The 19944-nt window shown below is 71.4% G+C and carries 16 protein-coding genes; 4 read left to right on the plus strand and 12 right to left on the minus strand.

Features of this window, described 5'->3' with window-relative positions:
• The first annotated feature begins 106 nt into the window (after positions 1–106).
• The gene (locus tag AB0P06_RS21315) at positions 107–2359 is read left to right on the plus strand and encodes a RecQ family ATP-dependent DNA helicase (protein ID WP_363609524.1); all 2253 of its coding nucleotides are present in this window, start codon (positions 107–109) and stop codon (positions 2357–2359) included.
• A gap of 464 nt (positions 2360–2823) precedes the next feature.
• Entirely contained in the window at positions 2824–3480 is a 657-nt protein-coding gene (locus AB0P06_RS21320) for a hypothetical protein (protein WP_363609526.1), read from the plus strand.
• Positions 3481–3605: 125 nt separating this feature from the next.
• Here AB0P06_RS21320 and AB0P06_RS21325 read toward each other — a convergent pair whose 3' ends face one another.
• From AB0P06_RS21325 to AB0P06_RS21335, 3 genes are all read right to left on the minus strand, one after another.
• A complete protein-coding gene (locus AB0P06_RS21325) occupies positions 3606–4283 on the minus strand; it encodes a hypothetical protein (RefSeq protein ID WP_363609528.1) in 678 nt (225 codons plus the stop codon).
• A gap of 100 nt (positions 4284–4383) precedes the next feature.
• Positions 4384–5094, minus strand: a complete 711-nt coding sequence (locus AB0P06_RS21330; RefSeq protein ID WP_363609530.1) for a ribonuclease HII — start codon at positions 5092–5094, stop codon at positions 4384–4386.
• A 134-nt stretch (positions 5095–5228) separates the two neighbouring features.
• Positions 5229–5822 (minus strand): TetR/AcrR family transcriptional regulator, encoded by a 594-nt coding sequence (locus tag AB0P06_RS21335; protein WP_363609532.1) that lies wholly within the window; start codon positions 5820–5822, stop codon positions 5229–5231.
• 433 nt (positions 5823–6255) lie between these two features.
• On the opposite strand from AB0P06_RS21335, the gene AB0P06_RS21340 reads away from it, so the two are divergent.
• Complete coding sequence (locus tag AB0P06_RS21340; RefSeq protein ID WP_363609630.1) at positions 6256–7797, plus strand: MFS transporter; 1542 nt, start codon at positions 6256–6258, stop codon at positions 7795–7797.
• 115 nt (positions 7798–7912) lie between these two features.
• Here the strand turns inward: AB0P06_RS21340 and AB0P06_RS21345 are convergent, their stop codons facing one another.
• The 9 genes from AB0P06_RS21345 to nrdR all read right to left on the minus strand — a co-directional run bounded on the left by AB0P06_RS21345 (position 7913) and on the right by nrdR (position 18514).
• Positions 7913–9496 (minus strand): DUF4173 domain-containing protein, encoded by a 1584-nt coding sequence (locus AB0P06_RS21345; protein WP_363609534.1) that lies wholly within the window; start codon positions 9494–9496, stop codon positions 7913–7915.
• A gap of 256 nt (positions 9497–9752) precedes the next feature.
• On the minus strand, positions 9753–10001 hold the full coding sequence (locus AB0P06_RS21350; protein ID WP_363609536.1) for a hypothetical protein: 249 nt from the start codon (positions 9999–10001) through the stop codon (positions 9753–9755).
• A 170-nt stretch (positions 10002–10171) separates the two neighbouring features.
• Positions 10172–11092: a carbohydrate ABC transporter permease gene (locus tag AB0P06_RS21355; protein WP_363609538.1), complete on the minus strand. Its 921-nt coding sequence runs from the start codon at positions 11090–11092 to the stop codon at positions 10172–10174.
• On the minus strand, positions 11089–12111 hold the full coding sequence (locus AB0P06_RS21360; RefSeq protein WP_363609540.1) for a sugar ABC transporter permease: 1023 nt from the start codon (positions 12109–12111) through the stop codon (positions 11089–11091). The genes AB0P06_RS21355 and AB0P06_RS21360 overlap by 4 nt, the downstream gene beginning before the upstream one ends.
• 162 nt (positions 12112–12273) lie before the next feature.
• Positions 12274–13659 carry an ABC transporter substrate-binding protein gene (locus AB0P06_RS21365; RefSeq protein ID WP_363609542.1) on the minus strand — a complete coding sequence of 462 codons (1386 nt, stop codon included), beginning with the start codon at positions 13657–13659 and terminating at the stop codon, positions 12274–12276.
• A 286-nt stretch (positions 13660–13945) separates the two neighbouring features.
• Positions 13946–14509 carry a Clp protease N-terminal domain-containing protein gene (locus tag AB0P06_RS21370; protein WP_363609544.1) on the minus strand — a complete coding sequence of 188 codons (564 nt, stop codon included), beginning with the start codon at positions 14507–14509 and terminating at the stop codon, positions 13946–13948.
• Positions 14510–14512: 3 nt separating this feature from the next.
• Positions 14513–14749: an RNA polymerase subunit sigma-70 gene (locus AB0P06_RS21375; protein ID WP_363609546.1), complete on the minus strand. Its 237-nt coding sequence runs from the start codon at positions 14747–14749 to the stop codon at positions 14513–14515.
• Positions 14750–14912: 163 nt separating this feature from the next.
• Positions 14913–17804, minus strand: coding sequence for a vitamin B12-dependent ribonucleotide reductase (locus tag AB0P06_RS21380; RefSeq protein ID WP_363609548.1), 2892 nt, complete (start codon positions 17802–17804; stop codon positions 14913–14915).
• Between the two features lie 212 nt (positions 17805–18016).
• Positions 18017–18514 carry a transcriptional regulator NrdR gene (nrdR, locus tag AB0P06_RS21385; protein WP_363609550.1) on the minus strand — a complete coding sequence of 166 codons (498 nt, stop codon included), beginning with the start codon at positions 18512–18514 and terminating at the stop codon, positions 18017–18019.
• Positions 18515–18857: 343 nt separating this feature from the next.
• Between nrdR and lexA the strand changes: the two genes are divergently transcribed.
• Positions 18858–19739 carry a transcriptional repressor LexA gene (gene lexA / locus AB0P06_RS21390; protein ID WP_363609552.1) on the plus strand — a complete coding sequence of 294 codons (882 nt, stop codon included), beginning with the start codon at positions 18858–18860 and terminating at the stop codon, positions 19737–19739.
• The last annotated feature ends 205 nt before the right edge of the window (positions 19740–19944 follow it).

Consider the following 19944-nt stretch of genomic DNA (forward strand, 5'->3'; position numbering starts at 1 on the left):
GTGACGGATGTTCAGCGAAAGAGCAGATGAAATACATCCCTGGTCCACCCGTCCATGGTGCACCGCCATTCGCCCATTGTCGGCCCCTCGGGGTTACATGGACGGCATGCAGCAGCCCCAGCCCCACATCACCGCCACCGACGCCCCCGCCACGGCCGGCACCGGCACCGGCACCGGCACCAGCAGCGCGACGGCCGCCGACCGCGCCGAGGTCCGGGCGCGGGCCGAGGCCGTCCTGCGCGAGCTGGCCGGGCCCGGCGCCACACTCCGCGACGACCAGTGGACGGCCATCGAAGCGCTGGTCGTCGACCACCGCCGGGCCCTGGTCGTACAGCGCACCGGCTGGGGGAAGTCCGCCGTCTACTTCATCGCCACGGCGCTGCTGCGGGCCCGCGGCGCCGGGCCCACGGTGATCGTCTCCCCGTTGCTCGCCCTGATGCGCAACCAGGTGGAGTCGGCGGCCCGGGCCGGCATCCAGGCCCGCACCATCAACTCGGCCAACACCGACGAGTGGGACGAGATCCAGGCCGAGGTCGCGGCCGGCACGGTGGACATCCTGCTGGTCAGCCCCGAGCGGCTGAACAACCCCGACTTCCGCGACCAGGTCCTCCCCAAACTCGCCGCCTCCACCGGCCTGCTGGTGGTCGACGAGGCCCACTGCATCTCCGACTGGGGTCACGACTTCCGCCCCGACTACCGGCGGCTGCGCACCATGCTCGCCGAGCTCTCGCCGGGCGTGCCGGTGCTGGCCACCACCGCCACGGCCAACGCCCGGGTGACCGCCGACGTCGCCGAGCAGCTCGGCACCGGAGCCACCGACGAGCACGCCCTCGTCCTGCGCGGCCCGCTCGACCGGGAGAGCCTCACCCTCGGCGTGCTCGCCCTGTCCGATCCGGCGCACCGCCTGGCCTGGCTGGCCGACCACCTCGACCGGCTGCCGGGGTCCGGCATCGTCTACACCCTGACGGTGGCCGCGGCCGACGAGGTGACGGCGTTCCTGCGCGAGCGCGGCTTCCCGGTGGCGTCCTACTCCGGCCGCACCGAGGACGCCGAGCGCCGGACCGCCGAGGCCGACCTGCTGGCCAACCGGGTCAAGGCCCTCGTCGCCACCTCCGCGCTGGGCATGGGCTTCGACAAGCCCGACCTCGGTTTCGTGGTGCACCTGGGCTCGCCCAGCTCGCCGATCGCCTACTACCAGCAGGTCGGCCGGGCGGGCCGCGGCGTCGACCGGGCCGAGGTGCTGCTGCTGCCCGGGCGTGAGGACGAGGCGATCTGGCGTTACTTCGCCTCGCTGGCCTTCCCTCCCGAGGAGCAGGTGCGCCGCACCATCAACGCGCTCGCGGAGGCCGGCCGGCCGCTGTCCACGGCCGCGCTGGAGCCCCGGGTGGACCTGCGCCGCGCCCGGTTGGAGACCATGCTCAAGGTCCTGGACGTGGACGGCGCGGTCCGGCGGGTCAAGGGCGGCTGGACGGCCACCGGGCAGAGCTGGGAGTACGACACCGCCCGGTACGCCAAGGTCGCGGCCTCCCGTGAGGCCGAGCAGCGGGCCATGCGCGAGTACGCCACGGGCACCGGCTGCCGGATGGAGTTCCTGCGCCGGCAGCTGGACGACGAGCAGGCCCGGCCCTGCGGCCGCTGCGACAACTGCGCCGGTGCGCTGCACGGCCCCGAAATTTCCGCCGAGGCGCTGGACGCGGCCCGGGCGGCGCTCGGTCGGCCCGGGGTCAGCTTCGAGCCCCGCCGGCTCTGGCCCACCGGTATGGAGTCGCTGGGCGTGCAGCTCAAGGGCCGCATCCCGGCGGGCGAACAGGCGGAGACCGGCCGGGCCCTCGGCCGGCTCTCCGACATCGGCTGGGGCAACCGGCTGCGGACCCTGCTCGCGGACCAGGCCCCCGACGTGCCCGTGCCCGGCGAGGCGGTGGACGCTCTGGTCGCGGTGCTGGCCGACTGGGCTCGCGGCCCGGGCGGCTGGGCCGGGCCCGCGACGGCCGAGGGCACCCGGCTGGACCGGCCGGTCGGCGTGGTGACCATGGCCTCGTCCAGCCGCCCTCAGCTGGTCGGCAGCCTCGGCGCCCGGATCGCGGAGATCGGGCGGCTGCCGCTGCTCGGCCGGATCGAGTACGCGGCCGGGCAGCCTCCGCACGGGGCGCGCAGCAACAGCGCGCAGCGGCTGCACGCGCTGGCCGGGGCACTCGTCCTGCCGCCGGAGACCGAGGCCGCGATCGCCGGGGCGGGCGGCCCGGTGCTGCTGGTGGACGACCTGGTCGACTCCGGGTGGACGGTCACCGTCGCCGCCCGGCTGCTCCGGCGGGCCGGGGCGAGTTCGGTACTGCCTCTGGTACTGGCCGTACAGGGCTGAGCGGCGCCGGGGAGAGGCGCCTGACGGGTGCGGCACAAGTGGCCGCGCCGGGTCAGGCCCTCACCCGCTCACCCGAATGGACGAAGGGAGAAGTCGAGGAGTCGGCAGGAACACGCGCGGGAGCGAGGAACACCGGTGGTGGAGAGGAGTGGTTGAGTTGCTGAAAGCGCTCGCCAGAGGCCTTCTGGCGGCCCGGTTCACGATCGGGCGCCACCTGAGCAGCACTCGCACGATCGTGGAACATATCCGGCAGAACGTTGACTTTCGGGCGGCGTTCATCATTTCATCATTGCCGCTCCGCCCCCTCTGCCCTGAGAATTGGACCGTACCCGGAACCCGGTCCGCTGGACCCGGCCTTCGGCGTACGCGGGGGCCCGCGTGTTCGCGGGTCGGGAAGGAGGATCGCGATCAACGGTATCGACCGAGGTCAGTATCCCCTCGCCCGGAGCTCGGCGCCCAGACGGGTGCTCGACCTGGAGACCTGGACCGCCTCGGGGATCCCGTTGCTGCGCGATCCGCGCGAGTTCGTCCTGGAAATCCACCAGCGCCACCTGCCGCAACCGGGCACGGTCGTGGTCACCGTCCTGAACGCGCTGCACCGGGCGACCGCCTCGGCCTCGTTCACACCCTGGCCCCACGACACCGACGGCTGGCAGCACCGCAACCTGATCCTGTCGCACCTGCGCCAGGTCACCCCGCACGACCTGCGACTCGCCGCTCCGGTCCGGACGGCCGTACTGCTGCGCTGCCGCGAGGGCCCGGCGGGCTGGACGGAACAGGACGGCGCCTGGATGTGGGCCCTGCGGGACGCGGCCGCCCTGCACGGGCTGCGCTGCGGCTCGTACATCGCGTTGACCCCGGCGGGCTGGCAGATCCTCGGCGACGAGCGGAGCGGCCGCAATCCACACGCGGGATCCTGGGCGGACGGGCCGGTCCACACCGTGACGGAGCTGCCGCCCCGCCCGGCGGCCGACGGGCCGCGCGGCCAGCGGCCAGCGCACCAGCCGGCCGAACACCCCCAGCTCGGCGACCGGGCATCACGCTCCCGCCGGCCCGAGCATCCCTGGCCGCCCGCCCGGGTGGCGGCCGTCGAGCCGGTCCGGCGCACCGGCACCCGCTGACGCGGACCCGCCCGCCGGGCGCACACGGCACAACCCGGTCTCCGGGCCCGGAGGGTACGGCTCGGCACCGTTCGGGCCCGGCACCTCACGGCGCCGGACTCGAACGGTCCATGACTCCCGGACGGCTAGGCGGACGCCGAACGACCGGTCGGCGCACCGGCGGCGGGGCCCGCGTCGCCGCAGACCACCAGCAGCGCGGCCGCGTGGCCGAGCGCCTTGGTGTACGCCTGGGCGGCGCGGTCGGCCGAGCCCCCGTTGACGACCAGCACGACCACCTCACGGCGGACCGGGCGGGTCAGCCCGGCCTCCGCGTAGAACACGTCGCCGCCCTCGGTGAGCTGCGCCCAGTAGCGCTCCTCGCCGAAGGAGAGTTCGTGCTGCTGCCAGGGGTGTGCCCCGCCGACGGTCAGCACCAGGATCTCGCCGGGACTGCGCCCGGAGTCCAGCAGCCGGTCGACGGCTTCGTCGGCACGCTCCAGCGCCTCGGCCGCGGTGGCGGCGACGTGCTGGACCGCGACCCGCGGTGCGGCGGGTGCCGGGCGGCGCGGCGCGGGACCGGGCTTGGGGGTCTGGGGCGGGCGGGGCGGCCCCGGGCGGGCGGCGCGCGGCGGCGCCGGCCGAGGAGCTGTGGGGCGGGGGCCCGGCCCGGGGGCCGGTGCCGCGCCGGCGGCGGAAGGTACGGAAGTGGTCGCGCTGCCGGTGGCAGGCGTGCGGAGGGCTTGTGCGTCCGACTCGCGGGGGAAGGGAACGCCGGGGCCCGGGAGGCTCTCGTGAATCTCCGGCTCCTCGGGGAAGACAGGCATACCCGGATATCTATCAAATGCCGATCGAACGCGCACGGGCGCCCCACCCCTCGGGCACCGCACACCGGCCGGCCCCACTCGGGGCAATTCAGACGGACTGTCAGAAACCGAGCGTCAGCTGTTCGTCGGCGGGGCCCGCGGAGCCGGGAGCACCACCCGCCGCCATGGCCCGATTCCGCTTCAGATGGCGCCACTTGGGCAGCCCGTCCAGGTAGGCCCAGGAGAGCCGGTGCTGATCGGTCGGGCCGAATTCCTCCAGCGCGGCGCGGTGGACCGGGGACGGGTAGCCGGCGTTGTCGGCGAACCCGTACCCGGGATACGCCTCGCCCAGTTCGGCCATCATCCCGTCCCGATGGACCTTGGCGAGCACCGAGGCGGCCGAGACGCAGATACAGGACTGGTCGCCCTTGATGACCGTGCGTACCCGCCAGGGGCCGCCGAGGTAGTCGTGCTTCCCGTCGAGAATCACCGCGTCGGGCTCCACCGGCAGGGCCTCCAGCGCGCGGACGGCGGCCAGCCGCAGCGCCGCCGTCATGCCCAGCTCGTCACACTCCAGCGCGGAGGCGTGGCCGAGCGCGTACGCGGTGACCCAGTCGGCGAGGACCGGGGCGAGCGCCTCGCGCCGCAGTTCGGTGAGCAGCTTGGAGTCGGTCAGACCGTCCGGCGGCTTGCGCAGCCCGGTGACGGCCGCACCCACGGTGACCGGCCCGGCCCAGGCGCCGCGCCCGACCTCGTCGAGGCCGACAACGGTCTTGGCGCCGGCCCGGCGGAGCGAACGCTCGACGGAGTGCGTCGGCGGGACGATGGGCATCGTGGAATCCGTTCAGCTGGGGCAACCTCCAGCCTAAGCCCCGCCCCGCGGCGCCCCGGCCGCCGGGCCCACCCCCTCGGAGCCGAGCCGCCGCACGCCCGTCAGGCTCCCGCCGCACACCCGCCAGGCGCTCGTCAGACGCGGATCAGCGGGAGCAGCACCTCGTCCACCAGCTGGTTCGCGAAGTCGGGGCCAGTGTCGCGGCCGTAGACCTTGACCCGGTACATCAGCATCGCCGGGGCGACATCGGCGACGATCACGGTGGCCGCGTCGGGCCGGACGTCGCCGCGTTCGACTCCCCGGCGGAGGATGTCCAGAATCGTGCCCTTGGTCGGCTCGACCACCCGCTGCACGATGAACCTCTTGAACACCTCGGCCTGTTCATGGTCCAGCTCGGCCATCAGCGCCTGCAGCGCACCACCCGCCCTCGAGGTGAGAGCGTCGGCGAACCCCCCGATGAGCAGCAGCAATTCACTTCGGGCGGACCCGAGGTCCGGGGTGTCGGAGGGGCGTGGCAGAGTGGAGTCCAGGGCGTCGATGACCAGTTCGGCCTTGGACGCCCAGCGCCGGTAGAGCGCGGCCTTCCCGGTCCGCGCGGCACCGGCGACGCCCTCCATCGTCATCCGCGCGAATCCGCCGGAGATGAGCTGGTCGAGCGCGGCTTCGAAGATCGCACTCTCCAGCTCCTTCCCGCGGCGGCGCACGGGCCGGGACAGGACCTCGGCCACCACCCTCACCGGGCAGTGGGCCGCGGACCTCGCACCCGGGACCGCCGACGACCCCCTCGCGCCCGCCCGCCCCGGCGCCGGCTCGACCGGCCACTCGGAACCTGGCTCCACCCGCTCGGAAGACCGCCCGGAAGACCGCTCGACAGGCTGCCCGGCAGGCCGCTCGACAGACCCGTCGGCGGACCCTTCGACGGACTGCTCCGCCGACCGCTCCACCGGCCGGCCGGCCGCACGATCCGCCGCCTGGCGCCGCACCAACTGATCCATCGTCACCAACCTTAGGGAACGCTTGCGTTCATAATATCGCCCAGGATATCGTCCACCTTAGTGAACGATTCCGTTCCTTCATAGCCTGCGGGACGCCGCAGAAGCGCTTCGGGCCTCGGGTCCACAGCATACGAAGCAATAGCCAGCAGGGGGCATCAACTTGGCTATCTCCGACACACTCGGCAAGACCTCTCCACCGCAGGGCAGCCAGGACCGGCACAAGGGCGTCACCCTGACCGTCATCGCGGCCACCCAGCTCATGGTGGTGCTCGACGCCACCATCGTGAACATCGCGTTGCCGCAGATCAGGGACACGCTGAACTTCTCCACCACCAACCTGTCGTGGGTGATCAACGCCTACACGCTGACCTTCGGCGGCCTGCTGCTGCTCGGCGGCCGCGCGGGCGACATCCTGGGCCGCCGACGGGTGTTCGTCTTCGGCACGCTGCTGTTCGGCCTGGCCTCGCTGCTGGGCGGCTTCGCGCAGGACGGTGGCATGCTGCTGGCCGCCCGCGCGCTCCAGGGGGTCGGCGGCGCGATCTGTTCGCCGACGGCCTTCGCCCTGATCGCCACCAACTTCAAGGAAGGGCCCGAGCGCAACAAGGCCTTCGGGGTCTTCTCGGCGGTGGCCGGCTCAGGTGCGGCGATCGGCCTGCTGGCCGGCGGCCTGCTCACCGAGTACCTGGACTGGCGCTGGGTCTTCTTCGTCAACGTGCCGATCGCGGTTCTGATCGCGATCGCCGCCCCGCGCTACATCGCCGAGTCGGAGCGCCAGGACGGCCGCTTCGACCTGCCCGGTGCGTTCACCTCCACACTCGGTCTGATCAGCCTGGTCTACGGGTTCATCCGGGCCGCCTCGGACGGCTGGTCGGACAGCCTGACGCTGGGCTCGTTCGCGGCCGGCGTGCTGCTCATCGCCGCCTTCCTCGTGGTCGAGAACCGCACCGCCCAGCCGATCACGCCGCTGCACCTGTTCGCCAACCGCAACCGCACCGGCGGCCTGATGATGATGCTCTGCCTGACCGCGGCCATGTTCGGCATCTTCTTCTACATCACGCTCTTCATCCAGGGGCCGCTGGACTACAGCCCGCTGCGGGCCGGGTTCGCCTTCCTGCCGATCAGCGCGTCGATCATCACCGCCGCGCAGATCGCCTCCAGACTGCAGGTCAAGTACGGCCCGAAGCCGTTCATGGCCACCGGCGCACTGCTGGTCACCATCGGCCTCACCTGGCTCACCCGGATGGACGCGGGCAGCGGGTACGTGGACGGGGTGCTCGGCCCCACGGTGGTGTTCGGCTTCGGCATGGGCCTGATCTTCGTCCCGGTGATGCTGCTCGCCGTCGCGGGCGTCGCCGGGGAGGACACCGGCGCCGCCTCCGGGCTGCTCAACTCGATGCAGCAGATCGGCGGCTCGCTGGGGCTGTCGATCCTGACCACGGTGTTCGCGCACTACGCCACGGCGGAGGCCAAGCTCCAGGCGCCCGGCTTCATGGCCACGGCCACACCGGAGCAGCAGGCGGAGTTCCTGACGAAGCACGAGTTCCCCAAGGGCACGGTTGCGGCCAACGAGGTGCTCGCGCAGGGCATTTCGCACGGCTTCATCGTGGGCGCCGTGCTCGCCGGGGTCGCGCTGCTCATCGCGGTCTTCGTGATCAGGGCCAAGGCCGGCGACCTGCCGTCGGACGCGTCCGGCATCGCGGTGCACTGATCCGGCACCGGAAGCACGACGCGGGCCGGCCGGGAGCCGCACACTCCCGGCCGGCCCGCGCGCGTCACCGGCCGCCGGCCCTCGCGCGCCACGTCACCGCCCGGTCCGCCGCCGCTCAGTACCGCCCGATGTAGTCGTCGCCCCTCAGGCCCGCCCGGTCACAGGCGCTCTGCTCCGCCGACAGGCTCTGGGACAGCGGCCGCTCCGCCAGGATCTCCCGGGCCCGCGTCTCGGCCAGGCTGGTGGCGTACCAGGGCGAGGAGTCGTCGAGGCCGGCCCGGATCAGTTCCAGCGCGCAGGTCCGCTGGTCCCCCGGCAGCCGGTCCAGGGCCGGGACGGCGTCGGGCGAGAGGTCGCGGACGTTGCGCAGGTCGATCTGCTGGGTCCGCTCGAAACGGGCCACGTTCTGCTCCGCGATGATCGCGTCCGGGCCCATCAGCCCGTACACGGCGGCGGTGACCATGCCGCTGAGCACCACGGCGCGCGGGAGCCAGGCCACCGAGCGGGTCAGTCCGGCCACGATCAGCAGCAGGAAGACGGCGCCGAGCCAGACCTCGACCACCAGCACCCAGAGTCGCAGCCTGGTCAGCCCGGAGGCGTCGACGTAGAACCACATCCGGCCGAGCGCCGAGGCGACCACGACCAGGGTGAGCAGGCAGAGCACACCGAGCAGGATCCGGGCCAGCCGGCGGTCGGCGGCGGTGCCGCGCGGCGCCCAGCGCTTGGCCACAGCGACCACGACGAGGGTCAGCACGGTGACGGCCGTCAGCTGCCAGAAGCCCTGCCGGGCGTACTCGGAGCGGCTCATCCCGGTGTTCGTGATCGAGTCCCGGCCGCCGAGCACCACCACGGCCTGGATCAGTGCGAAGGCGCCGAACATCAGGTTGAGCGCGACCAGCGGCAGCGCCCATTCCAGCCGCCCGCGCTCGCGGCCCGGCCGGACCGCCGTACGGTCCCAGCGGCGCGGGCCGGCCGCGATGTGGGCGAATCCCAGTGCGGTGAGCAGGCCGAGGACGAACAGCGCGAAGCGCAGCGGGAGTTCGCTGAGGTCCAGGCTGGGAGTGAGGCCGGACAGGACGTCCGCCATGGCCGCGTCGGCGCTGGCGAACAGCCAGCCGAAGACGGTCAGCAGCACCGCCGCCACCACGACCGCCTTGAGCACCGGAACCACCTTGCCCCGGCCCGGCAGGCTGAGGCCGCGCAGTCCGTCCCGGGCCCAGAGCAGGCCGGGCGCGAGCTGCCAGAGGATGCCCGGCAGAGCGAGCAGGACGCCCGCCCAGCGGCGGCCGCCGTGCAGCGCGAGGGAGGCCAGGGCCAGCGCGCAGAGCGTCGACAGCGCCACCGGCCAGCCCGCCTCGGAGAGGGCCGGCACGGCGAGCAGGGCCAGTGCGAGCACGCTCCACAGGACCGTCCAGACCCGGACCCGCCGGCCTGCCGAGCGGGCGGCGATCCCGGCGCCGACGGCGGCCACCACACCGCAGAGCAGCAGGTTGACGCCCACCCCGTCGGCCAGCAGCCACGCCGCCAGCAGGCCGGTGATCACCGCCGCCGCGAGCGCCCGGGGGGCGGCGGCCGCCTTGCGCTCCGGCTCGCTGGGGCGCAGCCACGCGATGGGCTGCCAGGCAGGCGCGGCCGGCGCGCGGTACGGGTCGGTCCCGGGCGGGGCGTCGACCGAAGCAGGCGTGGACAATCCGGACATGAGTCCCCCTCAGAGGTCGGTGGGCATGCGGAAGCCACCCTGGGGCAGTCCGCCGGCAGACGCGATGGCGCCGCGACTGGAGCCGACTGTAGACCATTCTGAACAGGTTCAAAAACGCCGTGGCGGGCCCGGCACTCGCGAGACCGGGCCCCCGGGCGACCGGAAGGGCCGACCGCCCGGGGTGCCAGGCAGCCCGACCGCCCGGACGGCCCGTCGACTCAGTAGGACCCGTACAGCGAGTACACCGGCGAGTCCCTCACCGCCGGTCCGAAGTCCGTCGGCCGGCTGCCGGCTGCCGGCTGCCGAAGGGCACCACCGTGTTGCTGTGGGCGCCCTGCCCGGTCGCGCCGGTGGAGTAGTTCATGTTGTTCACCGTCGCGCAGGCGCCGTTGCTGTTGCAGGCCGGCCAGTACGGGGTGTTGGCGGCCAGGGTGGCCGTCAGCGGGACGGTGTTCCAGTTGTTCGCGGTGAGCGTCGCGGAGGCGCTGCTCGCCAGGACCGCCACCGTGGTCAGGGCTGCCAGCAGGCCCGCCGGCCTTCTCCGCCCCCGTATGCCGCACCCGCCATGACCGCCCCCTGTGCCACATCGGCCGGCTGCCCCTATCGGTGTACAGGTCCCGCGCCGACCGTGCCCACGAAACCGCCGCATTCCGCTGCGGTCGGCCAGGAGACGCCCTACCCCTTGACGGATCCGGCCAGCAGACCGCGGACGAAGTAGCGCTGGAGGCTGAAGAAGACGACCAGCGGGATCACGATCGACAGGAACGCCCCGGCGGTGAGCAGTTCCCAGCGCCCGCCGAAGGAGCCGGACAGCTGCGCCAGCCGTACCGTCATCGGCGCCACCTCGGGGGTGCCGCCCGCGAAGGTCAGCGCGACCAGCAGGTCGTTCCAGACCCAGAGGAACTGGAAGATGGCGAACGAGGCCAGCGCCGGGGTGCAGAGCGGCAGCACGATCGAACGGAAGATCTTGAAGTGCGAGGCGCCGTCCACCACCGCCGCCTCCATCAGGTCGCGCGGCAGCTGGGCGATGAAGTTGTGCAGCAGGAAGATCGCCAGCGGCAGCGCGAACATGGTGTGCGCCAGCCAGACCGGCGCGTAGGTGCCCTTGAGGTCCACCGCCGGGATCAGCGTCACCGAGCCCAGGTGCGCGCCGCCGGAGAACAGCCGCAGCAGCGGGATCAGCGCCATCTGGATCGGCACCACCTGGAGGGCGAAGACCACGAAGAACACCGCGTCGCTGCCCCGGAACCGCACCCAGGCCAGCCCGTACGCGGCCATCGCCGCCAGGACCAGTGGGAAGAGCGTCGCCGGGACGCTGATCGCCAGCGAGTTCACCAGGAACGGCAGCAGGCCGGTGGAGACACCGGAACCGCCCTCGAACAGCACCGTGTGGTAGTTGGAGAGCCCGAGGTCCGGGTGGAGGAAGACGTTCCACCAGCCGTCCGCGGTGACGTCCTGTTTGGGACGCAGCGAGGTGGCGAGCAGGCCGAGGGTGGGGATGGTCCAGAGCACCGTCACCGCGATCACGAAGACCGAGGCGATCGGGCTGCTGAAGGTCTTCCGCACCGCACGGGCGGAATTGCGGCGCTCGCTCATCGGACCCCACGCTCCTTGCGCAGCTGGACGATGTTGTAGGCCACCAGCGGCAGCACCGCCAGGAAGAGGATCACCGCGAGCGCGCTGCCCCGCCCGGTGTTGAACTGCACGAACGACTGCGAGTACATCTCGTTGGCCAGCACCTGGGTGCCGAAGTTGCCGCCGGTCATGGTGCGGACGATGTCGAAGGCCTTGAGGGTGGTGATCATGACGGTGGTGAGGACCACCACCACCGTGGTACGGATCATCGGCACGGTGACGTACCAGAACAGCCGTACCCCGCCCGCGCCGTCGAGCCGGGCGGCCTCGGTTACCTCGTCCGGGATGGCCTTGATCGCCGCCGAGAGCACCACCATGGCGAAGCCGGTCTGCACCCAGACCATCACCGCCATCAGCAGGAAGGTGTTGAGCGGCTGGGAGAGCATCCAGTTCGGCGGATGCTCCCAGCCCAGGGCGATGGCGACCTGGCTGAGCAGCCCGATCTGCTGCTGCGAGGAGTCGCGCGACTCGTAGACGAACTTGAAGATGATCGAGGCGCCGACCAGCGAGATCGCCATCGGCATGAAGATCAGTGACTTGTACACCGCCTGACCGCGCATCCGGTCCACCAGCAGGGCCAGCACCAGGCCGAGGGCGGTGGCCGCCAGGGGCGCGATCACCAGCCAGAGCAGCGTGTTGACCAGCACCTTCCGCACCGAGTCGGTGGTCAGCGCCCAGCCGAAGTTCTCGCCGCCGACGAACCGGCTGCTGTCGTCGCTGTAGAGGCTCAGATAGACGGTGCGGACCAACGGCGCGACCAGGCCGACGAGCAGCAGCACCACCGCCGGACCGAGGAAGACCGCGACGGCCAGCGGGCGGGCGATCCGGCCGGTGGCCCGGCCGGCGGCGAGGAAGACCAGCAGCAGGATGCCGAGGAAGCCGGCGATGGCACCGAAGCTGTTGCCGAACTTGACGGCCGCGTCGCCCCAGGCGCCGTCGGCGAGCGAGGCAGCGGACGACAGGGTGCCGGGTACGGACATGACTGCGCGTCCTCCCATCGGAAGATCGGACGATCAGAAGAAAGGGCGGGCAGTGCGGGTGGGTGGTCCCGCACCGCCCTCGACAGGTGGTCCTGATCAGGTGGTTCTGCGGGGAGGGCGTCCGCCGCTCACCGCGGCCGGCCGCCGGGCTCCGGCCGCCGGTTACTGCGGCCAGGCCGCGTCGATGTCGGCGGCGGTCTTCTGGATGGACTGGCCCTCGGCGAACCAGGCGGTCAGCGACTTCCACTCCTGCCCGGCACCGATCGCGGCCGGCATCAGGTCCGAACCGTCGAACCTGAAGGTCGCGGCCGGGTCGGTCAGCGCGTCGGCGGAGAGCCGGTCGATCGGGTCGGTGTACAGACTCTTGTCCACGCCCTGGTTGGCGGAGACCCAGCCGCTGGCGGTCTTCACCCGGCTGCTCGCCCAGTCCGAACTGGAGAGGTAGTTCTGCACCGCCTGCACCTCGGGACGGCTCGCGAACGCCGTCAGGAACTCCCCGCCGCCCTCGACCGGGTTGGCCACGGCCGGGTTCACGGCCGGCAGGTGGAAGGCGAAGATGTCACCGTCCGGGCCGACCTTGGTGTCCTTGGGCCACTGCGCCTTGTAGAACGACGCCTGCTGGAGCATGAGGCACTTGCCGGTGAGGATCGGCGCGCCCGCGTCCTGGAAGGTGGTGGTGGCGATCGACTTCACGTCGCCGTACCCGCCGTTGACCCAGGCCGGGTTCTGCATCCAGTCCGCGAGGGTCTTCATCGCCGTGGTGATCTTCTCGTCGGAGAACTTCACCTTGTGACTCACCCACTGGTCGTACACCTCGCCGCCGTACGAGCCGAGCACCACCTCCTCCAGCCAGTCCGTGGCCGGCCAGCCGGTGGCCGTCCCGGAGGCGATGCCGCCGCACCACGGCTTGCCCGCACCGGCCTTGGCGATCCGATCGCTGAGCGCCATCAGATCGGTCCAGGTCCTGGGCACCTCGTAGCCGGCCTGCTTGAAGGCCTTCGGCGAGTACCAGACCAGCGACTTCATGTTGGCGCTCATCGGCGCCGCGTAGAAGGTGCCGTTGACCGAACCGTACGTCTTCCAGACCGGGCTCCACTTGTCCTGGTTGGCGACGGTCTGCTCGGGCGGCTTGACCACCTTCCCGCTCTTGACCATCTGGGCCAGCAGACCGGGCTGCGGGATGATCGCGAAGTCCGGCGCGTTGCCGCCGGTCACCCGGACCGGCAACTGGGACTCGAAGTCGTTGGAGCCCTCATAGCTGATCTTGATTCCGGTGCAGGAGCTGAACTCGGCCCAGGACTTCTCCAGATTGTCCGACTCCGGGCTGAGGATCGACGCGAAGACCGTCACCGTCTTGCCCGAATGCCCCGCGTACGACTGGTACTTGGCACAGTCCCCGGCCAGGCTCTGGCCCCCTCCGCCCGAACCGCCTCCCGAGCCGCTCGAACTGTTGGAACAGGCCGCGGTCAGTGCCAGCGCCGCCAGCAGGGCGGGCACGACAGCCAGGCGGCGGGAACTCGTGGACGATGCGGTCGGGGTGAGGGTCAATGCGGTCCTCCATGCCAGGGCGCGGACGCCAGCAGTAAGACGAACGACATTGCGCTGTACCGGAGATCGACATGTACCCGGCGACGGCCGGTTCGAAGACGTTAACCCAGCTGCCAGCCGCCGCCAAGGTCCGCGTTCAACCTTCACCGGCAAGTGCCCCACTCGTGACCCCGGCGCGTCCGGGCACTCTCCCCCGGGCCGGGGGAAACGCCCGCGGCCCCGTCCGGCCCGGACGGGGCTGCTACATGACGCCGCGTCACCGGCGGCGGGCCGGCCGCCGCGGGACTCAGCCCAGGACGGCGTCCACCGCCCGCCGGAGCACCGCCGGGTCCAGCCCGTGGTCGGCGATCACCCGGGCCCCGGTGCCCTCGCCCTCCCGGATCACCCCGAGCAACAGGTGACCGACCGCGATCCGGCCGGACTTCAGCCGCAGCGACTCCCGCAACGACAGCTCCAGCGCCTTCTTCGCCCCGGCCGTGAACGGAGTGCGCCCGCCCCTGGCCTCCGACCGGAACCAGCCACGCCGACGCGGCCCCTCCCCCGGCGGCGCATCCAGCGCCCCCTCCCCGAACACCGACTCCACGGCCTCCCGGACGGCGTCCAGGTCCACCCCGATCGCGGCCAGGGCCTGGGCGTCCTCCCCTGGCCCCAGCAGCCGCCGGACCGCCAGCTGCGCGGCGCCGTGATCCAGCCCCGCGTCGACCAGCACCGCCGCCGCCGGGTCGTCCGGCACGGCCAGGACCGCCAGCAGCAGGTGCTCCGTGCCGATGCACCCGTGCCGGAGCGCCGCCGCCTCCCGCTGCGCGCCGGCCACCACCTGTCGCGCCGACTCGGTGAAACGCTCGAACATCGCTCAGCCTCCGTCCTCGTCCTTGCCGACTCCGCGCCGGGCGTACTTCTTGTGCACCGCCTGCCTGGTCACCCCGAGGCAGACCGCGATGTCCTGCCAGGACCAGCCCTGCTCACGGGCGCCACCCACCTGCAGACCCTCCAGCCGGTCCGCCAGGTCACGCAGCGCACGGACCGCCCGAAGCCCCACCGCGGGGTCACGACTGCTCGCCGCCGCCGCGAGTTCTCCGCTCTCGCTCATGCTGTCAACCTAGGTTGACACCCTCCATCTGTCAACCCTGGTTGACGCCATCGCCCCGTCTCCCGGGGAACGCGAAAGGCGGGGCGAGGACGTGAAGTCCTCGCCCCGCCTCAGCGGAAGGTCACCTCTGCGAGGCCACCTCCCCGGGGTTCAGCGCCCGCTGTCAGCTGCAGCCGCTGGTGGAGCCGCAGCCCTCGCAGAGGTAGCAGCTGCCGGCGCGGCGCATCTTGGTGCCGCAGGAGAAGCAGAGCGGAGCGTCGGCGTTGAGGCCGAGCTGGATCTCGATCAGCTCCGTCGAGTTGTGGGCCTGGGCCGGGGTGGCCTTCGGCGCCTCGGCGACGGGGGCCGGCTTGGCCGGGACGACCGGCTCGGCGGTGCGCGGCGCGGACTGGGCGAGGGTCTCGGTGTCGAGCTCCTCGGCCTCCAGCGGCTCGTAGGAGCCCGTCTCCAGGTGACGCTGGCGCTCCTCGACGGAGTGGATGCCGAGCGCCGAGCGGGTCTCGAACGGCAGGAAGTCCAGCGCCAGCCGGCGGAAGATGTAGTCGACGATCGACTGCGCCATCCGCACGTCCGGGTCGTCGGTCAGACCGGCCGGCTCGAAGCGCATGTTGGTGAACTTCGCGACGTAGGTCTCCAGCGGCACGCCGTACTGGAGGCCGACCGAGACGGCGATGGAGAAGGCGTCCATCATGCCCGCGAGGGTCGAGCCCTGCTTGGACATCTTGAGGAAGACCTCGCCGAGGCCGTCGTCCGGGTAGGAGTTGGCGGTCATGTAGCCCTCGGCGCCACCGACCGTGAAGGAGGTGGTGATGCCCGGACGGCCCTTGGGCAGGCGCTTGCGGACCGGGCGGTACTCGACGACCTTCTCCACCGCGGCGGCCGGGGCCTCCTCGGCCTTCGGCGCGGCGTCCTTCTTCTTGGCCGAAAGGGGCTGGCCCACCTTGCAGTTGTCGCGGTAGATGGCCAGGGCCTTGACGCCCATCTTCCACGCCTCGAAGTAGATCTCCTCGATCTCCTCGACGGTGGCGGTCTCCGGCATGTTCACCGTCTTGGAGATGGCACCGGAGATCCACGGCTGGATGGCCGCCATCATCCGCACGTGGCCCATGGCCGAGATGACCCGCTCGCCCATCGCGCAGTCGAACACCTCGTAGTGCTCGGTCTTCAGGCCGGGCGCGTCCACCACGTTGCCGTGCTCGGCGATGTGGGCGACGACCGCCTCGATCTGCTCGTCCTGGTAGCCGAGGCGCTTCAGGGCGCGCGGCACGGTGCCGTTGACGATCTGCATCGAGCCGCCGCCGACGAGCTTCTTGAACTTGACCAGGGCCAGGTCGGGCTCGACGCCGGTGGTGTCGCAGTCCATCATCAGGCCGATGGTGCCGGTCGGGGCGAGCACCGACGCCTGGGCGTTGCGGAAGCCGTTCTGCGCCCCCAGGCGCAGCACGTCCTGCCAGGTCTCGGTGGCGGCGGCCCAGACCGGGGCGTCCAGGTCGTCGAGCGACACGGCGGCGAGCGAGGCGTCCGCGTGCTGCTTCATGACCCGCTGGTGCGGGGCGGCGTTGCGGGCGTAGCCGTCGTACGGGCCGACGACACCGGCGAGTTCGGCGCCGCGGCGGTAGGCGGTGCCGGTCATCAGGGAGGTGATGGCACCGGCCAGGGCGCGGCCGCCCTCGCTGTCGTAGGCGTGGCCGGTGGCCATCAGCAGGGCGCCGAGGTTGGCGTAGCCGATGCCGAGCTGGCGGTAGGCGCGGGTGGTCTCGCCGATCTTCTCGGTCGGGAAGTCGGCGAAGCAGATGGAGATGTCCATCGCGGTGATGACCAGCTCGACGACCTTGGCGAAGGTGACGGCGTCGAAGGAGTCGTCCTCGCGCAGGAACTTCATCAGGTTGAGCGAGGCGAGGTTGCAGCTGGAGTTGTCCAGGTGCATGTACTCGCTGCACGGGTTGGACGCGTTGATCCGGCCGGACTCCGGGCAGGTGTGCCAGTGGTTGATGGTGGAGTCGTACTGGATACCGGGGTCGGCGCAGGCCCAGGCGGCCTCGGCCATCTTGCGGAAGAGCTTCTTCGCGTCGACGGTCTCGATGACCTCGCCGGTCATCCGGGCGCGCAGACCGAATTCGGTGCCGTTCTCGACGGCGGTCATGAATTCGTCGGAGACGCGGACGGAGTTGTTGGCGTTCTGGTACTGGACGGAGGTGATGTCGTCCCCGCCGAGGTCCATGTCGAAGCCCGCGTCGCGCAGGGCGCGGATCTTCTCCTCCTCCTTCACCTTGGTCTCGATGAAGGCCTCGACGTCCGGGTGGTCGACGTCCAGGACGACCATCTTGGCCGCGCGGCGGGTGGCGCCGCCGGACTTGATGGTGCCGGCGGAGGCGTCGGCGCCGCGCATGAAGGAGACCGGGCCGGAGGCGTTGCCGCCGGAGGAGAGCAGTTCCTTGGAGGAACGGATCCGGGAGAGGTTGAGGCCGGCGCCGGAGCCGCCCTTGAAGATCATGCCCTCTTCCTTGTACCAGTCGAGGATCGACTCCATGGAGTCGTCGACGGCCAGGATGAAGCAGGCGCTGACCTGCTGGGGCTGCTTGGTGCCGACGTTGAACCAGACCGGCGAGTTGAAGCTGAACACCTGGTGGAGGAGGGCGTGGGTCAGCTCGTGCTCGAAGATCTCGGCGTCACCGGGGGTGGCGAAGTAGCCGTTCTTCTCACCGGCGGCGCGGTAGGTGAGCACCACGCGGTCGATGATCTGCTTGAGGCTCCACTCGCGCTGCGGGGTGCCGACGGCGCCGCGGAAGTACTTGGACGTGACGATGTTCACCGCGTTGACCGACCAGAAGTCGGGGAACTCGACGCCGCGCTGCTCGAAGTTGATCGAGCCGTCGCGCCAGTTGGTCATGACGACGTCGCGGCGCTCCCAGCGGACCTCGTCATAGGGGTGGACGCCAGGGGTGGTGTAGATGCGCTCCATCCGCAGACCGCCCTTGGGCGCCTTGCCGGCTCCCTTGGCCGCGGCCTTGTCGGACTTCGACCCGCGTGCGGAACCGCTCGTGGTGTCTGTCACTTCTCGCTCCTCCTCCTGGGCAAACGCCCAAAGTGCGCCGAAAAATCCGGGCACCGCTGGTTCGCTTCTCCTGGTGTGCGGGCAGCCTAGGCCCTCGCCTGCCGATGCACGGTTTGTGGTGTTCTGTGCCCTTTTTTCGGGCATACGTCGGCCCCGAAGGGCCGCTGTGGCTGGTGGCCCCGGGGGGCCGGTGGTGCTTGGAGCCGGGCCTCCTAGGGCGCGGCGGCGGGGACGGGCACGCAGGTGCCGTCCGCCTCGGGGACGGGCCGTTCGGCGCGGAGTTCCGCGATGGCGGCCTCGAAGTCTTCCAGTCCGTCGTACGCCTGGTACACGCTGGCGAAGCGCAGGTAGGCGACCACGTCGAGCTCCTTGAGCGGTCCGAGTATGGCCAGCCCGACGTCGTGGGTGGTGAGCTCGGCGTTGCCGGTGGCCCGCACGCACTCCTCGACCCGCTGGCCGAGCTGGGCGAGGGCGTCCTCGGTGACCGGGCGGCCCTGACAGGCCTTGCGGACTCCGGAGATGACCTTCTCCCGGGAGAACGGCTCGGTGACGCCACTGCGCTTGATGACCATCAGCGCGGCCGTCTCCACCGTGGTGAAACGGCGGCCACAGTCCGGGCACTGCCGACGACGGCGGATCGAACTGCCGTCCTCGGTGGTCCGGCTGTCGACGACGCGGCTGTCGGAGTGCCGGCAGAAGGGGCAGTGCACCTGAGGATCCCTCCCTGGCAGGACGTGCGGACCGGTTGAGTCTATGCGATGCGGACCGGGCCTCGGCAAGCTGATCATGAGGCGTGACCACTAGTACTGGGCACGGTGAGGACTGTAGCCACTACATGTAGGTCTTCGGGGGAAGCGACACCCCTGGCGTGTCGACGCGGATTAGACTGCCGGAGCCGATGATCGATCGAACATTTAATCGATGTACAACAAAGCCTTGATCGAGTCAGCCAACTCCCGAATAATTCACTCGAACGTGTGTTTGGCGCAACCTTTCGATAGGAGGTGCCGTTGGGCTGGAAAAGGGAGAGGACAGCCGTCGAGAGGGGCCGCCGTGAACACCATCGAAAGCAACACCATCCCGGTGCAGGAACACTCCCAGCTCAAGGTGGGGCTGCGCACCACGAATCAGCAGAGTGTGGATGTCAGCATGGACCGTAGCGAAGAACACCGCCTCTCCGGCCCTGCTGTTTCCAGCACGAGCCGCGTTCCCGACCAGCCGATCGAGCACGCCCCCGTGCTGGACGAGGCCCACCCCGCCCCCACGCGGGCGATGCCGGGGCGCCCCCCCGGGATCCGCACCGACGAGGCCGGTCTGACCGAGCGCCAGCGCCGGGTGATCGAGGTCATCCGGGATTCGGTCCAGCGGCGCGGCTATCCGCCGTCCATGCGCGAGATCGGCCAGGCCGTCGGCCTGTCCAGCACCTCCTCGGTCGCCCACCAGCTGATGGCCCTGGAGCGCAAGGGCTTCCTCCGCCGCGACCCGCACCGCCCGCGCGCCTACGAGGTCCGCGGCGTCGAGGTGGCCCGCCCCAACACCGCCGAGACGGCCGGGCGGCCGTCCACCTCGTATGTGCCGCTGGTCGGCCGGATCGCCGCGGGCGGGCCGATCCTGGCCGAGCAGACGGTCGAGGACGTCTTCCCGCTGCCGCGCCAACTGGTGGGCGAGGGCGAGCTGTTCGCGCTCACCGTGCGCGGTGACTCGATGATCGACGCGGCCATCTGCGACGGCGACTGGGTGACGGTCCGCCGCCAGCCGGTCGCCGAGAACGGCGACATCGTGGCCGCGATGATCGACGGCGAGGCCACCGTGAAGCGCCTCAAGCGCGAGGACGGCCGGATCTGGCTGATGCCGCACAACCCCGCGTACGAGCCGATCAACGGCGACAACGCGACCATCCTGGGCAAGGTGGTCGCCGTCCTGCGCCGCCTCTGAGCACGGGCCGGGAGAGGCCGCCTCGGCGCCGGAACGAAGGCGCCGAGGGCCCGAAACGCTGGGGCCGGAAAACGGAGGGTCCCGAAACGCCGAGGCCGAGGAAACCCGAGGGCCGAGGAAACCCGAGGGCCGAGGAAACCCGAGGGCCGAGGAAACCCGAGGGCCGAGGAAACCCGAGGGCCGAGGAAACCCGAGGGCCGAGGAA

The organism is Kitasatospora sp. NPDC088351 (assembly GCF_040685575.1).
Lineage (GTDB): Bacteria > Actinomycetota > Actinomycetes > Streptomycetales > Streptomycetaceae > Kitasatospora.